Source organism: Nonomuraea coxensis DSM 45129 (assembly GCF_019397265.1).
Lineage (GTDB): Bacteria > Actinomycetota > Actinomycetes > Streptosporangiales > Streptosporangiaceae > Nonomuraea > Nonomuraea coxensis.
In genome coordinates this window covers 8,943,937-8,964,567 of sequence record NZ_CP068985.1, presented here as the reverse complement: position 1 = coordinate 8,964,567, position 20,631 = coordinate 8,943,937, and the positions used below count along the sequence as shown (strand labels likewise).

Sequence of the window (20,631 nt, the reverse complement as noted above, 5' to 3'; positions counted from 1 at the left end):
ACTGGACCTTAAGGGTCGGCACGGGCCAGGCTCGGAGACATGTTGAGAGGAATCCACGTGCCGCTGGTCACCCCGTTCACGCCGGAGGGCGAGGTGGCCGCCGACGCCGTCGGGAAGCTCGCCCGCCAGGTCCTGGACGACGGCGCGGCCGGGCTGGTCGCGCTCGGCACCACCGGCGAGGCCGCCGCGCTCGACCAGGAGGAGCGGGCCCTGGTGATCGAGACCTGCGCCCGCGCCTGCGCGGAGCGCGGGGCGCTGCTCACGGTGGGGATGAGCGCGAGCGACACCCGGACGACGGCCCGCGCGCTGCGCGCCCTGCCGGAGGGGGCGGGGGCGGCGCTGGTGACCGTCCCGTCGTTCCTGCGGCCCGGCGAGCGCGGCGTCGAGGCGCACTTCACGGCGCTGGCGGAGGAGACGCCGGTGCCGCTGGTGATCTACCACATCCCCTACCGGACCGGGCAGCAGGTGGGGGCGGCGACGCTGCGCCGGCTGGCGGCGCACCCGATGGTCGCCGGGGTCAAGTACGCGACGGGCGGCCTCGACCAGGACGCGCTCGACCTGCTGGGCGACCCGCCCCCCGGGTTCGAGGTGCTGTGCGGCGACGACCTGTACGTCTCGCCGATGCTGGCGCTGGGCGCGGCGGGCGGCATCCTCGCCTCGGCCCACCTGCGCACGCGCGAGTTCGCCGACCTGGCCGACGCCTGGCACGCGGGCGACGTGCCCCGCGCCCGCGCGCTCGGGCACCGGCTGGCCGCCCTGTCGGCCGCGCTGTTCGCCGAGCCCAACCCGACCGTGCTGAAGGGCGTCCTGCACGCCCGGGGCCTCATCCCGACCCCGGACGTACGGCTTCCGCTGCTGCCCGCGAGCCCCGCATCGGTGGCCGCGGCTCTATAGAGCGCGACCGGCCTCCCTGATGGCCGTGCCGACCTCGCCCACCCGGTCGGCCAGCAGGCCGATCGCGCCCACCGTGCGGGTGGCCGGGTCGTCCTCCGCGCCGCCGAGCGCCTTGGCCTTCAGGTAGGCGCGTTTGATCTCCGCCCACCTCTCGGCCTGCGCCGGGGTGAGCCGGCCGCGCAGCTCGGCCAGCTTGAGCAGGTTCGCCTCGGCGTCGGAGGTGAGCGTCTGCGCCTCGCCCAGGTAGTGGTCGTCGATCACGGCCTCCAGCTCGTCCTCGTTCATGGCGGGGACGATCCGCTCGGCCAGCTTGTTCATGTTCCGGTAGGAGCCCTGCAGCCGGTACGGCGGCTCGGTGCGGGCCGCGTCCGACTGCCCGGCCGAGGCGATGTAGGCCCGGTTGTTGGCCAGCACGACCTCCTGGGCCCGTACGAGCTTGGCGAGGACGGCGAGGATCTGCTCCAGCTCCGGCTTGGTGTACGGGTGCCTGAGCTGGTCGGCGCGGGCCGCCGGGTCGCCCTTCGCCAGCCGGATCAGCAGCTCCACGTCCGCGTGGTCGCGGCCGGCGAGCGGGGCCAGCACCGGGTTGCTGGTGAGCGCGTTGTCGACGTAGCTGAGCGCGAACAGCTCGTCCCTGCCGGACAGCACGTCGCCCAGGTTCCAGACGTCGGCCCGGTTGGCCAGCATGTCCGGGATGCGGAAGCGGCGGCCGGACTCGGTGTACGGGTTGCCCGCCATGCAGACCGCGAACCGCTTGCCGCGCAGGTCGTAGGTGCGGGTGCGGCCGTTCCAGACGCCCTCGATGCGGCGCTGGGCGTCGCACAGCGAGATGAACTTCTGCAGCAGCTCCGGCGAGGTGTGCTGGATGTCGTCCAGGTAGAGCAGCGTGTTGTTGCCCGTCTCCAGCGCGAAGGAGATCTTCTCGACCTCCTGCCTGGCGGTGGCGTCGGGGGCCTCGGCCGGGTCGAGCGAGGTGACCTGGTGGCCGAGCGCGGGGCCGTTCACCTTGACGAAGACGAGGCCGAGGCGGCTGGCCACGTACTCCATGAGGGTCGTCTTGCCGTAGCCGGGCGGGGAGATGAGCAGGAGCAGCCCCATCTGGTCGGTGCGTTTGCCCGCCCCCGCCGCGCCGAGCTGCTTGGCCAGGTTGTCGCCGATCAGCGGCAGGTAGACCTCGTCGAGCAGGCGGTTGCGGACGAACGCGCTCATCACCTTCGGCTTGTACTCGTCCAGGCGCAGCCGGGCCCGCTCGGCCTCGACCAGCTCGGTGCGGCGGCGCTGGTACGCCCGGTAGGCCGGCACCCGCTCCTCCATGAAGCGGCGGGTGCGCGGCAGGAACTCCTCCAGCCGGACGTCCAGCGCGCGGTCCTTGACGCGGGGGTGGGCGCCGAGCAGGCCGGTCACCGTGGCGGTGGTGGCGGCGCTGGAGTCGTGGCGCGGCAGGTCGCCGCAGAGCAGCACGGCGACGGCCTCGGCCGTCTCCGGCCCCTGGTGGTAGGCGGTCAGCCAGGCGTGGGCGAGTTGCACCCGCTCGGGGAGCGGCACCGCGCGCAGGTCCTCCTCGAACTCCCGCGTCCTGACCGGGCCGAGGCCGGCGCGGAACCCGTCGAGGACGTCGCGGGCCGCCTTGCCGGTCACGAATCCGTCCGGGCCGCTTCCCAGCTCCTCGACCAGGTACTCGCCGGCCGCCGCCGTGTCTTCCGCCGCACCCGTGCCCAGCTCCGCCGCGAAGGCGGCGATCAGCGTCCCCAGCTCGCCGGCCAGGGCGTCCAGCGCGGGCGTGGGGCCGAACAGGTCGCGGGCGCGCGCCAGCGACACGGCCCGCGTGGCGAATGTTTTACGTGAAACGTCGTCGGCGCCGAAGGCCCAGAAGAGCTGGGCCAGGGCCCGCGCCTCGGGCGGGTAGCGCAGCAGCCCGGCGCCCTCGCGCAGGCGGACCAGCGTGTCCAGGATGGCGGTCGCGTCGTGGTCGTGGACGCCGCGCTCGTAGCCCTCGTCGTAGCGGGATTCGGCGGCCTGCCGTACGAGGTCGGCGAGCGGCGCGCCGGGGGCGACGACGGGCAGGAGGGAGGCGGCCAGGTGCTCGGCGCGGTAGACCTCCGCGGTCTCCGAGACGAGGAGCTGGTCCCAGAACGGCCGGGTGTCGGCAAAGGAGGCGGGCGTGGGGGAGCGGTAGTCGGTGCCGGTGACGGCGAAGTGCATGGTGCCGTCGTGCGGGACCAGCGTCAGGTCGATCGGCTGGGTGTTGACCGCGAAGCGGTGGTGGCCGAGGCGCAGGGTCTCGCCGCCGTCGGAGAACAGCTCCAGGCGGTCCCGCAGGGCCCGGCCGGCCTCCTGCTGGGCGGCCTTGATCCGCCCGTCCAGCTCCTCGGCCCGTACGGCGTCGCCCAGCGACCGCAGCTCGCCGGCCGTCGAGCGCACCTTGGCCACCATCGGGTCGGTGGCGAAGTAGGTGTTGACCTCGTCCGGGGACCCCAGCGCCGCCAGCCGCCGGGTGATCGTCCCCAGCACCCGGTCGGCGGAGGCGAACAGCCGGTCGGCCCGCCGCGCCAGCTCGTCGAGCTGCGCCTGCTTGCGCGCCGAGAACGCCTCGTAGACGTCGTCCCGCTTGGCGGCGAGCTGCGCGGCGAAGTCGTCGAACTCGCCGAAGCGCGACTCCAGGCCCTCCAGCCGCAGCATGAGCCGGCCGAGCTGCTCGTCGCACGCGGCGGGCGTGCCGGCCACCGCCAGCGCGCCCGTCACGGCCTGGCCGAGCAGGGCGAACTCGGCGGCGAACGCGGCCCGCCCCTCGGTGCCCAGCAGCTCGCGCCGCCGCCCGTCGAGGAGGGCCCGCGCCCGGTTGACGCCGCCCAGGACCTCGGCGATGCGCGCCAGCACGGACGTGCGCACGGTCGCGTCGGCGATCTCCAGCGAGCCGACGACCTCGGTGACCACCTCAAGCCCCTCGGCCTGCTCGGCCAGCCGCTCGGCGACGGGCGCGGCCTCGGCGACCGTCGCGATGGCGGTGGCCTCGGCGGCGAGCCGCTCGACGGCGGCGTGGTAGGAGGTGAAGGCGTCCGCGCCGGACAGGAAGCCCACCGCCCGCCGCCCGGTCGCGGCCAGCTCCTCGGCCACGGACTCGGTCAGCGCGTCCAGCGCGGCCAGGTCGATGTAGCGGACCTCGCGCAGCGTCACCAGGTGGCCCTGCGCGCGGCGCAGCGCGGCGAGCGTGCTCACCCAGGCGTCGGCGTTCCCGGGGCTGCCGGCGCGGGCCTGCCGGACCAGGTGGGTGGTCTCCTGCGTGACCTGGTCGAGGGTGCCGCGGGCCTGGCGGGTGAGCTGCTCGACGTTCTCGTACTCGTCGAGGACCTGCTCGGCGGTGGCCCGTACGTCGGCGAGCGGCCCGTGCAGGCCGTGCTCGCCGAGCCAGTGGTAGGAGTCGAAGGCCCGCGCGCAGGCGGCGATCAGCCCCTCGAACGTCCCCGCCGACGGCGCCATCTCCTCGACCATCCTGGCCACGGACAGGCAGTCGGAGATGCCGCGCACCAGCTCCGCGTTGCCGATGCGCTCCAGCGGATGCCCGCCGGCGGGCTGGGCGGCGGCGTAGGTGTCGGAGACGTACGGGGTCTGCCACACCTGCATCGGGTGGACCCGGGTCGGCTCCTCGGAGGTGGCGCGGAAGACCACCATCGTGCCGTCGTCGAAGAGCGAGTACCCGTGACAGACGATGGGCGTGGCCACCTCCTTCCTGATCACGTTGTACGGCAGCAGCAGCGAGCGCCCGTCGCCCCGGGCGTGGAAGACGTACAGGACGTCCTCACCGTTGGGCGCCCGGACCGTCCGCTCGAACTCCAGGTCGCTCACGTCCGTGTCGAACGTCCTGCTGACCCCGGTCGACAGGTAGTAGCCGCCGGGGAAGATCAGCCCCTGGTCCTCGGGCAGGCGCCGGCACGCCTGGCCGATGCCGTCCAGCCGGGTGACGGCCTTCGTGCGGGTGTTGAAGACCAGGTGCCGCCACTCGGTCTCCTTGTACGGCCGGATCCGCATGAGCACGAGCGGTCCCACGCGGGCGTACTCGACGTCGGCGTCGGCGAGGCTCTGCAGCGGCTCGTCGACCGGCTCGCTGTAGATGCCCGCCCCGGTCTCGGTGTTGTCCTCGACCTTGATCGTCAGGTCGCCGCCCAGGGTCTCGACGAACACCTCGCCCTGGATCGAGATGTGCGGATGCCGGCCCAGAACGTGGTCGTCGCGGGTGGTCGGCGTCCACTCGAAGTCGTGCGACGGCGGGAAGACGTGGTCGCGCTCGCCCCGGTTGTCCAGGTACGTGGGCACGCCGGCCGCGTCCACGGCCCAGCGCAGCACCCGAATGTCCGCCGGGCCGGTCCTGAACACCGCCAGCAGCTTGCCGTCCACCCGGCGGAGCTGCTGGAGCCGCGTCTCCTTGTAGTAGCGGTAGAGCTCGGCGAAGTCCTTCGCGAACGTCGGGTCGGCCAGCGCGTCCAGCCGGTCCGCCGCGAACGTGAACGCGTCGCCGTCACGGGTGAAGCGGTGCACGGCGAACACGTCGGCCACGCTCGTCTCGGGCTTCAGCCCGATGAAGACGTTGTAGCCGAACAGCATCACGCCGCCGACGGAGACGATGTCCCTGGGGACGCAGTTGTTCTCCGTACGGATGCGCTCGGTGCCGAGCAGGCGCAGCTCCGCGCCGCCGAACACCTTCAGCCGCTCCCGGTTGAGCGCCCCGGCGGCCGCCGCCAGGGCCTTGGCCTGGGCCTGGAGGCGGTTGCGCAGGACTTCGTACGTCCCCGCCTCCAGCCCTGTGTCCGTCACGCTCACTTGGCCCCGGCCAGCGCGTTCACCGGGGAGTCGGCCAGGCCGAGGCGGCGCGCGGTGTCCAGCAGCTCGCCGAGGGCGCCGGCCTGCGGGCCGCCGTCCTGGATGAGCCTCATGAGCAGCGCGGAGACGGTGACGTTCTTCAGGTCCTCGGTGCTGACCCCGCCGACGACCCGGGCGAGGTCGGCGGCGATGCTGGCCTGCCCGTTGACGTACGGCGCCGCGAGCGCCGTGGCGATCTGTGAGTGCTCGACGAACCCGTCCACGGCCTTGCCCGCCGTGATCGAGCCCACGACCTTGTCGAAGAACGTCGACTCGCCGCCCACGATGTCGATGCTGGCGTTGGCGAGCCCGGCGGCCAGCACACTGGCCTGCGACTCGGCCACGGCCCGGGAGACGTCGATGTGCTTGAGCCGGATCTCCTTCTCGGCCTCCAGACGCAGGCGGTACTCCTCGTGCGCCCGGCTCGCCTCGTCCAGCGCGGCCAGCGCGGCGGCCTTCTCGGTGAGGCCTTCGGCCTCCGACTTCAGCTTCTCGCCCACGGCGGCGGCCTCGGCGGCCAGCCTCTCGCGCAGCGCGACGGCCTCGGCGCGGCCGACCTTCTCGATGGCCGCGGCGTCGCGCTCCTTGACCTGCACCTGGGCCAGCCCGCTCGCCGCGGTCTCGGCCTGCACGCCCTCGGCGAGCCGGATCTTGGCCCGCGCCTCCAGCTCGGCGGCCTGCTGACGGGACTCGGCCAGCACCAGCTCCTCGCGGGCCCTGAACTTCGCGGCGGCCTCGGCGGCCTCGGCGGCCTTGATGTCCTTGACCAGGTTCTCCTGGGCCTCGGCCTCGGCGGCGATGACGACCTGCTGGCGGGTGCGCTCGGCCTCCTCGACCACGCGCAGCCGCTTGATGGCCTCCTCCTGCTCGGCCACGGTCTTGTCGACGGCGACGCGCTCGCGGATGACCTCGGCGATGAGCCGCTTCTCGGACTGGACCTCCTTGTCCTTGGCGATGCGCGACAGCTCGGTCTCCCGCTCGCGGGCGATGACCTCCAGGACGCGGTCCTTCTCGATGCGCTCGCTCTCGATGGCGATGACCCGCTCGCGGTTCTTCTCGGCGACGGCGACCTCGCGGGCCAGGTTCTCGCGCTGGACGCCGATCGACTCGTCCGCCTTGATGTTGGCGCTCTGGGCGCGCAGCCGCTCCTCGGCCTGGACGCGGGCGATCTCCGCCTCCTCGCGGGCCTTGACGGTCTCGATCTCGCGCCGCTGCTTCAGCTCGGCGTCGGCCTGGCGGCGCTGGAGTTCGAGTATGGCCTCGCGGGCGTCGACGTTCTGGCGGGTGATCTCCTTCTCCTCCTGGCGCTGGAACTCGTTCGTGCGGACGTGCTCGATGGCCGTCAGCTCGGTGATCTTCCTGATGCCCTGCGCGTCGAGGATGTTGTTCTTGTCGAGCTGGAGCATGCTGGTCTGCTCCAGGTAGTCGATGGCGGCGTCCTCCAGGCTGTAGCCGTTGAGGTCGGTGCCGATGAGCCGGACGATCTCGTCACGGAACTCGTCCCGCTTGGTGTAGAGGTCGACGAAGTCGAGGTGCTTGCCCGCGGTCTTCAGCGCCTCGGAGAACTTCGCGTTGAACAGCGCCTGCAGCGTGGCCTCGTCGCTGGCGCGGGCGGTGCCGATGGCCTGGGCGACCTTGATGACGTCCTCGGCGGTCTTGTTCACCCGGACGAAGAAGGTGATCCTGATGTCCGCCCTGATGTTGTCCCGGCAGATCAGGCCCTCCCGGCCGGTCCGCTCGATCTCGATGGTCTTGACCGAGATGTCCATGATCTCGGCCTTGTGGACGACGGGCAGCACGACCGCGCCCGTGAACGTCACGTCCACCTTGTTGACTTTCGAGACGATGAGCGCTTTGCCCTGTTCGACCTTACGGAAAAGCCGGCCGATGATGACGATCAGACCGATCGCCACCACCAGGACAACCGCCAGGAATACCCCGAACCCTGTCGAGATGACGTCCATCAAACCTCGCTTTCATGCGGCATGACCCAGAAGAATTCGCCGTCTTTGTCGTAGTCGAAGATGAGGGCGCGGTCGCCGCGGGACAGGCGGTCGGCGCCGGTCGTACGGACCTGCACCAGGGCTGTCGAGCCGTCGGCCGCGGTGACCTCGGCCTGGCCGAAGTCAGGGGTCGCCGAGCCGGTCCGGATGACGCACGCCTGGCCGACGAAGTCGCCGCGCGAGTGCCGGTCCCCGTCCGGGACCAGCCTGCGCAGCGGTCCGAGCAGGCCGCGGGTGACGAGCCAGGCGAGGCCGGCGGCGGCGAAGGGCACGGCGATCAGCGGGCCGCCGCTCACGACCTGGCTGCCGATCAGGCACAGCAGCCAGGCGAGCGCGATCAGCAGCGAGAGCGTGACGCCGGCCGGAGCTCCCCCGAGGCCCAGCCAGACGGCGTCGCTGTCGTCCAGCTCCAGGACGCCGGTGACGACGATCAGCCAATAACCGACGACCACCACGAGAAGGAAGCTGAAAACGACAGTCGGAAAACTCAACACCGTGCTGAAGAACTCGCCCATCTTGCCCCGTTGTGTCCATCCCCGTATCGATGTCTCGACGGACTATATCTAGATAAAGTACGAGTAAAGAGGAAAGTTCCCGAAATGGGATACAAAGTCGGATGGACTTGATCTCAACCTCGGTTGAGGTAGCACGCTGGGCCCATGAGTGAGTCGATGAGGGCCGCGGCGTTCGCCACGCCGGGCGGCCCCGAGGTGCTGAAGGTGATGGAGCTGCCCGCCCCGCAGGCGGGTCCTGGCCAGGTGCGGGTGCGCGTACGGGCCGCCGGTGTGCAGCCCTTCGACGCGGCGGTGCGCGGCGGCTGGCTGCCGCCGTACCTGGGCGAGGTGGACTTCCCGCGCATCCCGGGCAACGAGTTCGCCGGGGTGGTGGACCAGGTCGGCGCGGGCGTGCGCGGCGTGGCCGCCGGGGACGAGGTGCTGGGCTTCTCCCGGCTGTTCGCCTACGCCGAGTACGTCGTGGTGGACGCCGCCGACGTGGCCCCCAAGCCGTCCGGCGTGCCGTGGGAGGTGGCGGGCGGGCTGACCGCGGGCGTGCAGACCGCCGAACTGGCCCTCGACCAGCTCGGGCTGAAGGAAGGGGAGACGCTGCTCGTGCACGGCGCGGCCGGCGCCGTCGGCACGGCCGCGGCGCAGATCGCCCGTACCCGCGGGGTGCGGGTGATCGGCACCGCCCGCGAGGTCAACCACGACCACCTGCGCGAGCTGGGCGCCGAGCCGGTCGTGTACGGCGAGGGGCTGGCCGACCGGGTGCGGGCCCTCGCGCCCGGCGGCGTGGACGCCGCCCTGGACGGCGCGGGGGGCCACGCGCTGGACGTCTCCCTGGAACTGGTCGCCGACCCCGGCCGCGTCGTCACGCTGGTCGAGCACGGGCGGGCCGCCGGGCTGGGCGTGCAGGTGACGCGCGGTGAGCGCACGGCCGAGCGGCTGGGGCGCTACGCGCGGCTGTACGCGGAGGGGCGCTTCGCCTGGACGGTGCGGCGGACGTACCCGCTGGAGGCGGCGGCGGACGCGCACCGCGAGATCGAGACCGGCCACGGCCGCGGCAAGATCGTCCTCACGGTCTAGGGCCGGCGGCCGTGCCGAGGGCCTGAGGGCGGCGGCAGTGCCGAGGACCTGAGGCCGGCGGCCGTGCCGAGGGCCTAGAGCCGGTGCTGGATCGCCGCGGCGAGCGTGACGTGCGTCTCGTCGAGGTGGTCCGCCCCGGCCTCGACGTCCCACAGGGCGTTCTGCAGCACCCGGCCGAGCGTCCAGCGGGCCGCGCGGGCGGGGTCGAGGCCGAGCCCGGCGGCCATCAGGTCGAAGCGGCGCAGCACCGCCCGCCCCACGTCGCCGGTGGCCACCAAATCGTCCCACCGGTTGCGCAGCGCGGGCAGCAGGTCGAAGCCGGGGTCGCCGGCCAGCGGCTTGGGATCGATGGCCAGCCACGGCTCGCGGTCGGCCGCCAGCACGTTGTCGTAGTGCAGGTCCCAGTGCAGCAGCCGGTCGCCGGGCTCGGCCACGACCTCGGCGAGCGCGCCGGCGCAGTCGCGCAGCAGGCGGCGGTCCCGCTCGCGCGGCAGCGCGGTGTGCGCCTGGTCCACGTCGTCGAGCAGGTCCTGGGCGATGTCCGCCAGGCGGCGCAGGCCGGGCGGGGCGGGACGGGAGACCAGGCGGGCGAGGAGGGCGGTGAGGATCTCCAGCGCCGCGAGGTCGTCAGGCAGCGCCGACAGCGAGCGCCCGGCGTGCAGGCGCTCCAGCAGCAGGGTGCCGGTCGCCGGGTCGGCGGCGAGCAGGCGGACCACGCCGTCGCCGTCCCAGGCGGCGAGGCCCACGGCCTCGGTGGCGTTCTCGTCGTTGACCGGCTGCAGCTTGAGCGCGGCCGGCCTCGCCGTCCCATTTGACGTGCGAGGCGGTCAGCGCCTCAGGGACCACGATCCTCATGGGCGACCGGCGGCCCTAGAAGTGCCAGGGGAAGGGCGACCAGTCGGGTTCGCGCTTCTCCAGGAACGAGTCGCGCCCCTCGGCCGCCTCGTCCGTCATGTAGGCGAGCCGCGTGGCCTCGCCCGCGAACACCTGCTGCCCGACCATCCCGTCGTCGATCAGGTTGAAGGCGAACTTGAGCATCCGCTGCGCGGTCGGCGACTTGCCGTTGATCTTGCGGGCCCACTCCAGGGCCGTGCTCTCCAGCTCGGCGTGCGGCACCACGGCGTTGACCATGCCCATGCGGCAGGCGTCCTCGGCGGTGTAGGTGTCGCCGAGGAAGAAGATCTCCCGCGCGAACTTCTGCCCGACCTGGCGGGCGAGGTAGGCCGAGCCGAAGCCGCCGTCGAAGCTGGCGACGTCGGCGTCGGTCTGCTTGAAGCGGGCGTGCTCGGCGCTGGCCAGCGTGAGGTCGGCCACCACGTGGAGGCTGTGGCCGCCGCCCGCGGCCCAGCCGGGCACCACGCAGATCACGACCTTCGGCATGAAGCGGATGAGCCGCTGCACCTCCAGGATGTGCAGGCGGCCGGTCGAGGCCGAGCCGTCGGCGTACTGGTAGCCGTCCTTGCCCCGGATGCGCTGGTCGCCGCCGGAGCAGAAGGCCCAGCCGCCGTCCTTGGGCGAGGGGCCGTTGCCGGTGAGCAGCACGCAGCCGACGTCGGTCGTCTGCCGGGCGTGGTCGAGTGCCCGGTAGAGCTCGTCCACCGTCTGCGGGCGGAAGGCGTTGCGCACCTCGGGACGGTTGAAGGCGATGCGCACGGTGCCCTGGTCGACCGCCCGGTGGTAGGTGATGTCGGTGAAGTCGAATCCCTCGACCGCCTGCCACGCCTTGGGATCGAACAGCTCGGAGACCATGGCCAGGAGCCTACTTGATCTGGCCCTCCGCCCATTCGGCCCCACCGCGCGGCGGCCCCGCTAGGTGACCTCGGCTCTCAGCTCGGCGAGCAGCTCGCCCTGGTCGGCGAGCATGTCGGTGAGAATCCGGCGGGCGGCGCCGAGCAGATCGGCCAGCTCGGGCGTGGCCAGCGTGTAGACCACCGTGCTGCCCTCGCGGATGGCGCTCACGATCCCCGCCCTGCGCAGGACCGCGAGCTGCTGGGAAAGGCTCGACGGCTCGATGTCGATCTGGGCCAGCAGGTCCCTGACGGGTAGGGGCCCTTCCTGAAGAAGCTCCAACACTCTGATGCGAGCGGGGTGGCCGAGCGTACGGAAGAAGTCGGCTTTGGCCTGATAGACCTCCACGTGCATACTGCAAGACTAATCCAGTGCGGTTGCATAATTCTTCAAGTCGTAACGTCGTTGGATAGTATGGCGGCGGGGACTAGGGAGTAGCCATGGGCCGAGGAAGAGCCAAGGCGAAGCAGACGAAGGTCGCTCGCCAGCTGAAGTACGCCAACCACAACATCGACTACGACCGGCTTCGCGAGGAGCTGGGCGCCGACACGCGGCGCGAGGAGCTGTACCCGTCCACGGCCTCGGAGCAGGAGTCCGAGCGCGGGCGATGACCCGCCCGGCCCGGCCGGGCGGGCGTGCCCGCGGCGCCGGAGCCGGGCGGCGACCCACCCGGCGGGTCACGGCGCGGTGTGACGGATGATCGCGGCGGCCAGCTCCGCGTGGACCTGGGGCGGCATCGTGTGCCCCATCCCGTCGATCATCAGCAGCTCCGCGCCGGGGATCCGCTCGGCGATGAGGGCTCCGTGCCCGGGCTTGGCGGGCTCGTGGGTGCCCTCGATCACCAGCGTCGGCGCCTGCACCCGCCCGAGCACGCCCTCAGGCTCGAAGTCGGGGCAGGCCGCGTGCGCCAGGCGGTGGTTGGTCACGGACGACAGGTCCCGGGCCCGCTCCAGCACCCGTTCCTGGAGCCGGCGCTCGGCGTCCTCGTCGAACGGCAGCGCCGTGCCGTGCAGCACCCGGGCCTCGTCGATCATCCGCCGCACCTGCTCGCGCCGGTCGGCGGGCGGCGGCGCGGTGATCATCCTGGTGTAGTACGCCACGAACTCCGGCCGGGGCGGCGGCAGGCTCCCCTCCGGCTGCGGCTGCCCGGTGAGCGCCCGCAGGATGGTCGCGCCCTCGTGCCCGCCCAGCGGCGAGGAGCCGATCACGGTGAGGGTGCGCACCCGTTCGGGCCGCTCCACGGCGATGAACTGGCCGAGCAGGCCGCCCGCCGAGTGGCAGACGAGATGCGCGGACTCCAGCCCGTACCCGTCCATCACCCGCAGCACGTCGTCCCTGATGTCGTGCCAGGTGTACGGCTGCTCGGCGAAGTCGAAGGTGGCGGAGCGGCCGGTGTCGCGGTGGTCGTACCTGATGACCCGGCGGCCCGCGGCGACCAGTCGCCCGACGAGCTCGTCCGGCCACAGGACGCCCTGCGACATCGACCCCATCACCAGCAGGATCGGCGGGTGCGCGGGGTCCCCGAACTCCTCGGTCCACAGGTCCCCGCCGTTGATCTCGATCATGTTCGTTGTCATGGGCTCAACCCTGCCGGGCGCGGGCGCGGACGCCTTCCGTAGGACTACTGGCCGTCACGAGCAGCCGGGCCAGCTCGGTACGGGTCGTGACGCCCAGCTTGGGATAGATCTTGTAGAGGTGGTACTCCACGGTGCGCGGGCTGAGGAACAGCCGGGCCGCGACCTCCTTGCTGGAGGCGCCTTCCGCCACCAGCCGGGCGATGCGCAGCTCCTGCGGCGTCAGCACGGTCTCGGGGTCGCCGGCCGCGGGCCGGGCCGCCGCCTCACCCGCCGCGCGCAGCTCGCCGCGCGCCCGCTCCGCCCAGGGGGCCGCGCCCAGCCGCTCGAACGTCTCCAGCGCCGCCCGCAGGTGGTTCCTGGCCTGGCCGGGCCGCTGGGCGCGGCGCAGCCGCTCGCCGTACAGCAGCGCGGTGCGCGCCCGCTCCACGGGCTCGCCGTGCCGGCTCAGCGCCTCCTCGAACAGCTCGGCGTCCGCTCCGGGGGCGGCGAGCAGGGCGCGGCAGCGGGCCAGCAGCGCCCGCGCCTCGTCGGTGACGGCGTGCGCCACCCACCGCTCGTACGCCGCCAGCGCCTCCGCCGCGTCCGCGTGCTCGCCCGCCGCGAGGGCGGCCTCCACCCGGTCCGGGGTGGAGCGCCAGGTCACCGTGGGATGGCCGGCGCCGGGTCCGGCCGCGGCGAGCGCCGCGAACCGGGCGTGCGCCGCCGCGTACCGGCCGAGGCCGAGGTCCAGGAGCGCCAGCGCGTACCCGGCGACGCCGGCGCGCAGGCCGATCCGGTGCGGGACGGCGATGGCGAGCGCCTCCTCCGCCAGGTCGCGGCAGCGTTCCTCCTCGCCGCGCAGCGCGGCCACGACGGCCAGGTTGGCGAGGTGGGCGGCGACCGAGTTGGTGTAGCCGGCCTCGCGGGCGAGCTGCAGGCCCTCCTCGGCGACGGCGGCGCTCTCGGCCAGGCGGCCCTTGAAACGCTCGCCCGTGGCCACGAACTCCAGCACGACCGGGAGCTGCCCCACCATCCCCGACACGCGGGCCACGCGCCCGGCCCGCTCGACCAGCTCGGCGGAGACGTCGGACTCCCCGAGATAGCTCGCCGCCGCCGACGCCCACAGCAGCTCCGCCGCCAGGCTCAGCTCGCCGGTCCGGGCCAGCGCCCCGCGCAGCAGCTCGCCGCCGCTGCCGTCCTCCAGCATGGCGCCGATGCCGGTCACCACGTCGCGGAGGAAGCCGGGCGGGTGCCTGCTCGCCCGGCGGCCCAGCTCCACGATGGCGGGCACGTCGCCCACATAACCGGCCGCCTCGGAGGCGTCGGCCAGCAGCTCGATGCCCTCGCCCGCGGAGAGGATCCTGACGGCCTCGGAGGCGTCGCCGCTGTTCAGCTCGAACCGGCCGCGCAGCTGCGCGATCTCCTCCAGCAGCCCGCCCTCCCCGCTCTCCCCGCGCTCGGCGAGCTCGCGGGCCTCGGCGAGGTGGCTCTGGGCCTGGCCGGGACGGCCGGCGAGCCAGGCGGCGGTGGCGGCGTCCTTGAGGCGTCCGGCCCTGCGCAGGGGATCGGGGGTGAGCTCGGCGGCGCGGGCGAACGCCGTGGCCGCGTCCCCGTGGCCGCCGCGCTCGCGGGCCCGCCCGGCGGCGGCGGCGAGCTCGGCGGCGATCGGCTCGTCCGGGCCCAGGGCGGCCGCGGCCAGGTGCAGCGCCCGCCGGTCGCCCGTCACCAGGCCGGCCAGGGTGGCGTGCGCGGCCCGCACCTCGGCGGACGTGGCGGCGGCGTGCGCGGCCGACCGGACGAGCGGATGCCGGAACCTGACCGTCCCGTCGGCCACGGTCACGAGCCCGGCGGCCTCCACCTCGTGCAGCACCTCCGCGGCGGCCGCTCCGGCCCGTACGACGAGGGCGAGGTCGGCCTCCAGGGACGCGAGCAGCAGGAACCGGCGGGCGGCCGGGGACAGCCTGGCCACCTGCTCGCCGAACAGCTGCTCGCCGCCGGGCAGCGGATCCGGCAGGGGCGCCTGCCCGGCGAGCTGCGCGGGCGACAGCGCGGCCACGCCCTCGCGCAGCACGAGCGGGTTGCCCCCGGTCAGGGCCGCCAGCCGCCGTACGACGTCCGGGGCGACGGGCCCGCCCGTGGCGAGCAGGGCGGCGCAGCTCTCCTCGTCCAGGCCGCCGACCCGCAGCTCCGGCACGCCCGTGAGCGGCGCGTCCCCGCGGACGGAGAAGAGCACGGCGACGCGCTCGGTGCGCAGCCGCCTGGCCGCGAACAGCAGGGCGTCGGCCGAGGCCCGGTCCACCCACTGGACGTCGTCCACCAGGCACAGGAGCCCGTCCGGGGCCGCCGCCTCGGCCAGCAGCGACAGCGCCCCCGCCCCCACCAGGAACCGGTCGGAGTGGGGGGTGTCCGCGAGGCCGAGGGCGGCGGACAGCGCGTCGCGCTGCGGGCCGGGCAGCGCGTCCAGGAGGCCGGTCACCGGCCGCAGGAGCTGGTGCAGGGCGGCGAAGGCGAGGTCGGACTCCGGTTCGATGCCGTCGGCGCGCAGCACCCGCATCCCGTCCGCGACCGCGAGGGAGGCGGCCAGGTCGAGGAGGGCGGACTTGCCGACGCCGGCCTGCCCGCGCAGCGCCAGGGCGCCGCCCTCGCCGTCGCGGGCCGAGTCGAGCAGAGCGGTGACGGCGGTGGTCTCCCCAGCTCTCCCATAAAGCACGAAAAGGACTTTATCCGGCGCGGAACGGTCGTCAGGTGGCGCAGGAGTCGTGCGTGGCGTCGAAGCCCTTGATCGCCTCGCTGTCGTCGGCGCGCAGCGCCTTCAAACCCTTCCAGTCGTCGCCGATCACCAGGACCAGGTTGTTGGTCCGGGCCGCGGGCAGCTCGCGCAGCGTCGCGCCGAGCAGGTCGCCGGTGAGAGTGGGGACGCGGGTCTCGCCGTTGGGGCCGTAGAGGACGGTGGTCTTCGCGTACGGCTTGCGGGCGGTGTCGCCGATCTTGGTGATGTGGTAGCCGCGCTGTTCGAGGAAGGCGGCGACCTGGGTGCCGAGGCCGCCGCGCCAGGTGCCGTTGCGCAGCTCGATCTGGATCTTGGAGCGGCCCACCTTGGCCTGGCCGCCCTTGACGCCCTCGACGCTCTGGTCCTTGGCGACGATCTGGAACAGCCGGTTGGCCTGCGGCTGTGTCCACTCCACCCGGCCCGGCTGGGTGAGGGAGTAGTGCCACGGGGTCGTGATGAACCGGATCTTGCCGACGTCGAGCCCCTGGAGGCTGGTGGCGAGGTCCTTCATCACACCGGTGGTCAGGTCGCGGTCGGTGGTGACCGCCTTGGTGGCGGCGTCGAGCAGGCCGAACAGCTTGGCCGGGTCGGTCAGCGTCTCGCCGCTCATCACCTGCTTCACCATCGAGGCGATGAACATCTGCTGCCGCTGGATGCGCCCGATGTCGGAGCCGTCGCCGAAGCTGTAGCGGGCGCGGACGTAGCCGAGCGCCTGCTCGCCGTTGAGCTTCTGCCGGCCGGCGGGCAGGTGCAGCAGCGCCTTCTTGTCGTCCACGCGCTGCGGCAGGCAGACCTCGACGCCGCCGAGGGCGTTGACGATGCCCTTGAAGCCGGTGAAGTCGACCTTCACGAAGTGGTCGATGCGGATGTGGGTGAGGTGCTCGATCGTCTTCCACGTGCAGCCGATGCCGCCGGAGTTGAACGACTCGTTGATCATGCCGAGGTGCGCCCGCTGCCCGGGGAACGCGCCCACGGCCCGGCAGGCCGGAAGCTGCACGAGCGAGTCGCGCGGGAAGCTGACGACCATCGCGTTGTCGCGCTTCGACGACACGTGCATCAGCATGATCGTGTCGGTGCGCTCGCCCGCGATGGAGCGGCCGTACCTGGCGTTCTTGCCGTCGCGCTGGTCGGAGCCGACCACCAGGACGTTCATGGCGGTGCCGGCGACCTTGGGCGGGCGGGTCGTGCCGAGGTCGTCGGCGGTGACGGCCTCGTGCTTGATGTTGCCGTTGAGCTTGGCGAGCACGCCGACCGCGACGCCCACCACCAGCAGGACGACGGTCACCGAGATCGCCAGCGCCCACCGCAGCCAGCGGCGGCGCCGGCGCGGCTGCGCGCCCGGCCCGGAGGGCGGCGCGTCGACAAGCCCGCTGCTCACGTGACTCCCCAAGGGACAGGGCCGAAGGGAGGCCGCCCCCTGGCCAAGAGCCTCGCCGTACAGATCTCGGCCGTGGATCGAGCCCGAGTGTACTCAGTCGGAGGGCCGTGCGGGCCCGGTCCCGGACGTACGGCCGAGAGGACCCGATATGTTCACCTGCCCGCCATGCTCACTCGGGCAGGGGCACCCGCAGGGACACCACGCCGCGCAGGTCGAGCCAGGCCGCGCCGGGGCCGCGGACGAGCCGCATCAGCACCTCCTCGCAGCCGGGGCAGCGGGCCACCAGGCCGGGCTCCGGCCCGTAGACGCGCATCTCGCCGACCGGGCCGGTGCGCCCGCAGTGGACGCAGCGGCCGGTGGCGGCGGTGAGGTCCACGGCGAAGAGCTCGCCGAGCGGGCCGGCCAGGACGTTGCCGTCCAGGTGGTCAGCGGTCATGTCACCCTCCGGTCGGGCCGAATCGTTCGGTACGGACGCGCTCCGGCGCGTGCCCGAGCGCCAGCAGCAGGTCGGCGGCGGCCTCCACGAACCCGGTCGGCCCGCACACGTAGCAGTCGGCCTCGAACCCGGTCGGCCAGCCGCCCTCCGCCAGGTCGGCCAGGGTGACCCGCCCGGCCGGGCGGGACACGCCGTCGGGCGCGGCCCTGGTGTAGAGGTAGGTGACGTCCAGGCCGGGATCGGGCCGGCGCAGCTCCTCGGCGTAGTAGCGGCTCTCCGGGTCGCGCAGCGAGTAGACCAGGCGGAACGGCGCCCGGCTGCCCACCCGCCGGCGCTCCCTGATCATCGCCATCAGCGGGACGATCCCGGACCCGCCGCCGACCAGCAGCACCGGGGCCCTGCTCGCCGGCCGCCAGACGAACCAGCCGCCCACCGGCCCCCGGATCTCGACCAGGTCGCCGGGCTCCATCACCTCGGTCAGGTACGGCGACACCTCGCCGTCCGGCACGGTCTCCACCGTCAGCGCGACCAGCTCGCCGTCCGGCGGCGCGGCCAGCGAGTAGCTGCGCTGCGCCGTGTAGCCGTCGCCGGCCGTCAGCCGCACGTCCACGTGCTGGCCCGCCAGGTGGCCCGGCCAGCCGGGCACCTCGAACACGAGCGTGCGCGCGGTGGCCGTCTCCACCCTGACCTCGCGCAGGCGGGCGGCCCGCCAGGGCAGGCGGCCGCGCACCTCAGTCGCCCTCGTAACGCTGCTCGCGCCACGGGTCGCCGTAGTTGTGGTAGCCCGCGGTCTCCCAGAAGCCCGGATGGTCCTCGTCGAGCAGGTGGATGCCGCGCACCCACTTGGCCGACTTCCACAGGTAGAGGTGCGGCACGAGCAGCCGGGCGGGGCCGCCGTGCTGGGGTGCCAGCTCCTCGCCGTCGAAACGGTGCACGATCCACGCCTTGCCGTCGAGCAGGTCCTCCACCGGCAGGTTGGTGGTGTAGCCGCCGTAGGAGTGGACCAGGGCGTGGTCGGCGGCGCTCTCGACGTCCTCGAAGAGCACGTCGAGGGAGACGCCCTGCCACGTGGTGCCCAGCTTTGACCACTTGGTGACGCAGTGCAGGTCGACGGTCGGCGTCTCCTGGGGGAGCGCCATCAGCTCGTCCCACGTCCAGCGGTGCGTCCGGCCGTCCTCCGTGCCGACGGTGAACTCCCACCGCTCGCGCGGCACCCGCGGCGTCGGCCCGGCGGACAGCACGGGGAAGTCCTCGACGAGGTACTGGCCGGGAGGCAGCCGGTCGTCGTCGTCCCTGCGCCTCCCCTGGAAGCCGCGCGAAACGATGCCCACGAAGCGCTCCTCCCTAGTGATCCACGTCCATTCCACCATGCCGGGGGGCGACCAGCCCGGATTCGTAGGCGAACACCACGAGTTGCGCGCGGTCACGGGCGCGGAGCTTGGTCATCGCCCGGCTGACGTGCGTCTTCGCGGTGGTGGGACTGATCACCATATGGGCGGCGATCTCGTCGTTGGACAGGCCGCGGGCGACCAGCGCGGTGACCTCGCGCTCGCGGTTGGTCAGCACGCCCAGGGCCTCGGGGGACGGGCCGGGGCGGCGGGAGACGTACTCGCCGATCAGGCGGCGGGTGATCGCGGGGGACAGCAGCGCGTCGCCACGGGCCGCCACGCGCACGCCCTGGAGCAGGTCGGCGGGCTCGGTGTCCTTCACCAGGAAGCCGCCGGCGCCGGCGCGCAGGGCGTTGACGACGTACTCGTCGAGGCCGTAGTTGGTGAGGATCACGACGTGCGTGCCGGACAGGCGCTCGTCGGCGGCGATGCGGCGGGTGGCCTCGATGCCGTCCATGACCGGCATCTGGATGTCGACCAGCGCCACGTCGGGGCGGTGCTCCAGGGCCAGTGCGACGGCCTGCTCGCCGTTCGCGGCCTCGGCGACCACCTCCAGGTCGTCCTCGGCCTCCAGCAGGGCGCGGAAGCCGCCGCGGATGAGCGCCTGGTCGTCGGCGAGCAGCACGCGGATCACGCCGGCTCCCGCAGCGGCAGCGCGGCGTGGACGGTGAAGCCGCCCTCGGGGCGGGGCTCGGTGCGCAGCCGGCCGCCGAGCGCCGTCACGCGCTCGCTCATGCCGCGCAGGCCGGTGCCGGGGACGGGGGGCTCGCCGGCCGACGCCCTGCCGTCGTCGTCCACCTGGACCACCAGCTCGGCGTCCGCGTACTCGACGCGCACCCGGGCCGCCGCCGCTCCCGCGTGGCGGGAGACGTTGGTGAGCGCCTCCTGGACGATCCGGTACGCGGCCCGGTCCACCTCAGGCGGCAGCGCGCGCCGGGCTCCCGAGACGGTCACCGTGGTCGGCAGGCCGATCGAGCGGGCCCGCCGCACCAGGTCGTCGAGCCGGTCCAGCCCGCTCGGCACGTCCTCCTCCACGGCGGGCGGCTGCGGGGTGTCGTCGCGCAGCACCTCCAGGGTGGCGCGCAGCTCGCGCATGGCGTCACCGCTCGCCTCCTGGATCGCCAGCAGCGCCGCGGGGACCTCCTCGCCCCGCTTGCGGGCCAGGTGGACGGCCACCCCGGCCTGCACCTTGATGACGGAGATGCTGTGGGTGAGCGAGTCGTGCAGCTCCCGGGCGATGCGCAGCCGCTCCTCGCCCGCCCGCCGCCTGGCGACCTCCTCGCGGGTGCGCTCGGCCTCGGCGGCCCGCTGCTCGGCCTGCTCCAGGTACGCCTGCCGGTGCCGCGTCACCGTCGCCGCCACCCCCGCCGCCACGAACCAGCCGAGCAGCAGCGTCGTGCTCTGGAGGATCTCCTTGTCGCTCCGGTTGGTGACGGTGGCGAGGTCGGCGGCGAGGCCCGCGCCCAGGAAGACGGCGGCGGCGAGCGCGGGCAGCAGGCGGTGGCCGTGCCTGACCGCGCCGAACACCGCGATCAGCACGGGGAACGCGGCCGGCGGGCCGGGCTGGGCGTGCACGGCGTAGCCGAGCATGGCGGCCGTGCTGACGGCCAGCGCCGTCAGGGGAGCCCGCCGCCAGGCCACGAGCGCGAGCGAGCCGGCGAGGACGGCCCCGAGGTCGATGGCGAGGCCGATCGCGAGGCCGTTCGCGAGGCCGTTCGTGCGGCCGGCCGGGCTATCGCCCGCCGCGCCGGCGAGCACGTTGACCGTCAGCATGACGGCGACGACCCCGGCGAGCAGCGCGTCCTGGGCGGACGGCCCCAAGCGCTCCAGATACCTCACCTCTGCAGATTAGGGTTTTTCCCGGCGGCGATCCTCCGCAGAAGGGCGTAATCTCCGGCTACTTCCGGCGTAGTACGCGGCGGGCGTCCCGGTTCGCCGGCGTACGGGGAGATGCATCCGGCGGCACGACGACCGCGAGCCG

16 protein-coding genes and 1 pseudogene are annotated in these 20,631 nt (G+C 73.5%); 3 read left to right on the top strand and 14 right to left on the bottom strand.

Annotated elements, in window-relative coordinates; translation table 11 throughout:
• Window positions 1–39: 39 nt before the first annotated feature.
• Window positions 40–894: a dihydrodipicolinate synthase family protein gene (locus tag Nocox_RS42050; RefSeq protein WP_026214296.1), complete on the top strand. Its 855-nt coding sequence runs from the start codon at window positions 40–42 to the stop codon at window positions 892–894.
• Here the strand turns inward: Nocox_RS42050 and Nocox_RS42045 are convergent.
• Genes Nocox_RS42045 through Nocox_RS42035 form a run of 3 tightly spaced genes read right to left on the bottom strand, consistent with a single transcriptional unit; the run spans window position 889 to window position 8,266 of the window.
• A complete protein-coding gene (locus Nocox_RS42045; protein ID WP_020542968.1) occupies window positions 889–5,709 on the bottom strand; it encodes a DNA repair ATPase in 4,821 nt (1,606 codons plus the stop codon). The genes Nocox_RS42050 and Nocox_RS42045 overlap by 6 nt on opposite strands.
• A complete protein-coding gene (locus Nocox_RS42040) occupies window positions 5,706–7,712 on the bottom strand; it encodes a flotillin family protein (RefSeq protein ID WP_020542967.1) in 2,007 nt (668 codons plus the stop codon). Before Nocox_RS42040 ends, Nocox_RS42045 begins: the two co-directional genes overlap by 4 nt.
• Window positions 7,712–8,266, bottom strand: a complete 555-nt coding sequence (locus Nocox_RS42035; protein ID WP_026214295.1) for a hypothetical protein — start codon at window positions 8,264–8,266, stop codon at window positions 7,712–7,714. The genes Nocox_RS42040 and Nocox_RS42035 overlap by 1 nt, the downstream gene beginning before the upstream one ends.
• A gap of 156 nt (window positions 8,267–8,422) precedes the next feature.
• Between Nocox_RS42035 and Nocox_RS42030 the strand changes: the two genes are divergently transcribed.
• A complete protein-coding gene (locus Nocox_RS42030; RefSeq protein WP_020542965.1) occupies window positions 8,423–9,334 on the top strand; it encodes an NADP-dependent oxidoreductase in 912 nt (303 codons plus the stop codon).
• Between the two features lie 74 nt (window positions 9,335–9,408).
• On the opposite strand, the pseudogene Nocox_RS42025 reads toward Nocox_RS42030, so the two are convergent.
• From Nocox_RS42025 to Nocox_RS42015, 3 genes and pseudogenes are all read right to left on the bottom strand, one after another.
• Window positions 9,409–10,161 (bottom strand): annotated as a pseudogene (locus Nocox_RS42025) (aminoglycoside phosphotransferase family protein); the annotation flags it as partial.
• A 43-nt stretch (window positions 10,162–10,204) separates the two neighbouring features.
• Window positions 10,205–11,083: a 1,4-dihydroxy-2-naphthoyl-CoA synthase gene (locus Nocox_RS42020; protein ID WP_020542963.1), complete on the bottom strand. Its 879-nt coding sequence runs from the start codon at window positions 11,081–11,083 to the stop codon at window positions 10,205–10,207.
• Window positions 11,084–11,143: 60 nt separating this feature from the next.
• Window positions 11,144–11,476, bottom strand: a complete 333-nt coding sequence (locus tag Nocox_RS42015) for an ArsR/SmtB family transcription factor (RefSeq protein WP_020542962.1) — start codon at window positions 11,474–11,476, stop codon at window positions 11,144–11,146.
• 86 nt (window positions 11,477–11,562) lie between these two features.
• Between Nocox_RS42015 and Nocox_RS44365 the strand changes: the two genes are divergently transcribed.
• Complete coding sequence (locus Nocox_RS44365; RefSeq protein WP_020542961.1) at window positions 11,563–11,733, top strand: DUF3073 family protein; 171 nt, start codon at window positions 11,563–11,565, stop codon at window positions 11,731–11,733.
• Between the two features lie 66 nt (window positions 11,734–11,799).
• Here Nocox_RS44365 and Nocox_RS42005 read toward each other — a convergent pair whose 3' ends face one another.
• The 8 genes from Nocox_RS42005 to Nocox_RS43885 form a co-directional block, all read right to left on the bottom strand.
• Window positions 11,800–12,699: an alpha/beta fold hydrolase gene (locus Nocox_RS42005; protein WP_246649697.1), complete on the bottom strand. Its 900-nt coding sequence runs from the start codon at window positions 12,697–12,699 to the stop codon at window positions 11,800–11,802.
• 4 nt (window positions 12,700–12,703) lie between these two features.
• Window positions 12,704–15,388 carry a helix-turn-helix transcriptional regulator gene (locus Nocox_RS42000; protein WP_020542959.1) on the bottom strand — a complete coding sequence of 895 codons (2,685 nt, stop codon included), beginning with the start codon at window positions 15,386–15,388 and terminating at the stop codon, window positions 12,704–12,706.
• 31 nt (window positions 15,389–15,419) lie between these two features.
• A complete protein-coding gene (locus Nocox_RS41995; RefSeq protein ID WP_020542958.1) occupies window positions 15,420–16,826 on the bottom strand; it encodes an LCP family protein in 1,407 nt (468 codons plus the stop codon).
• A gap of 169 nt (window positions 16,827–16,995) precedes the next feature.
• The gene (locus Nocox_RS41990; protein WP_020542957.1) at window positions 16,996–17,262 is read right to left on the bottom strand and encodes a DUF6510 family protein; all 267 of its coding nucleotides are present in this window, start codon (window positions 17,260–17,262) and stop codon (window positions 16,996–16,998) included.
• Between the two features lies 1 nt (window position 17,263).
• A complete protein-coding gene (locus tag Nocox_RS41985; RefSeq protein ID WP_020542956.1) occupies window positions 17,264–17,992 on the bottom strand; it encodes a ferredoxin reductase in 729 nt (242 codons plus the stop codon).
• A 1-nt stretch (window position 17,993) separates the two neighbouring features.
• Window positions 17,994–18,593: a sulfite oxidase-like oxidoreductase gene (locus Nocox_RS41980; RefSeq protein ID WP_020542955.1), complete on the bottom strand. Its 600-nt coding sequence runs from the start codon at window positions 18,591–18,593 to the stop codon at window positions 17,994–17,996.
• 13 nt (window positions 18,594–18,606) lie between these two features.
• Window positions 18,607–19,284, bottom strand: a complete 678-nt coding sequence (locus Nocox_RS41975) for a response regulator (RefSeq protein WP_020542954.1) — start codon at window positions 19,282–19,284, stop codon at window positions 18,607–18,609.
• Window positions 19,281–20,489: a sensor histidine kinase gene (locus Nocox_RS43885; protein ID WP_026214294.1), complete on the bottom strand. Its 1,209-nt coding sequence runs from the start codon at window positions 20,487–20,489 to the stop codon at window positions 19,281–19,283. The genes Nocox_RS41975 and Nocox_RS43885 overlap by 4 nt, the downstream gene beginning before the upstream one ends.
• Between the last annotated feature and the right edge of the window lie 142 nt (window positions 20,490–20,631).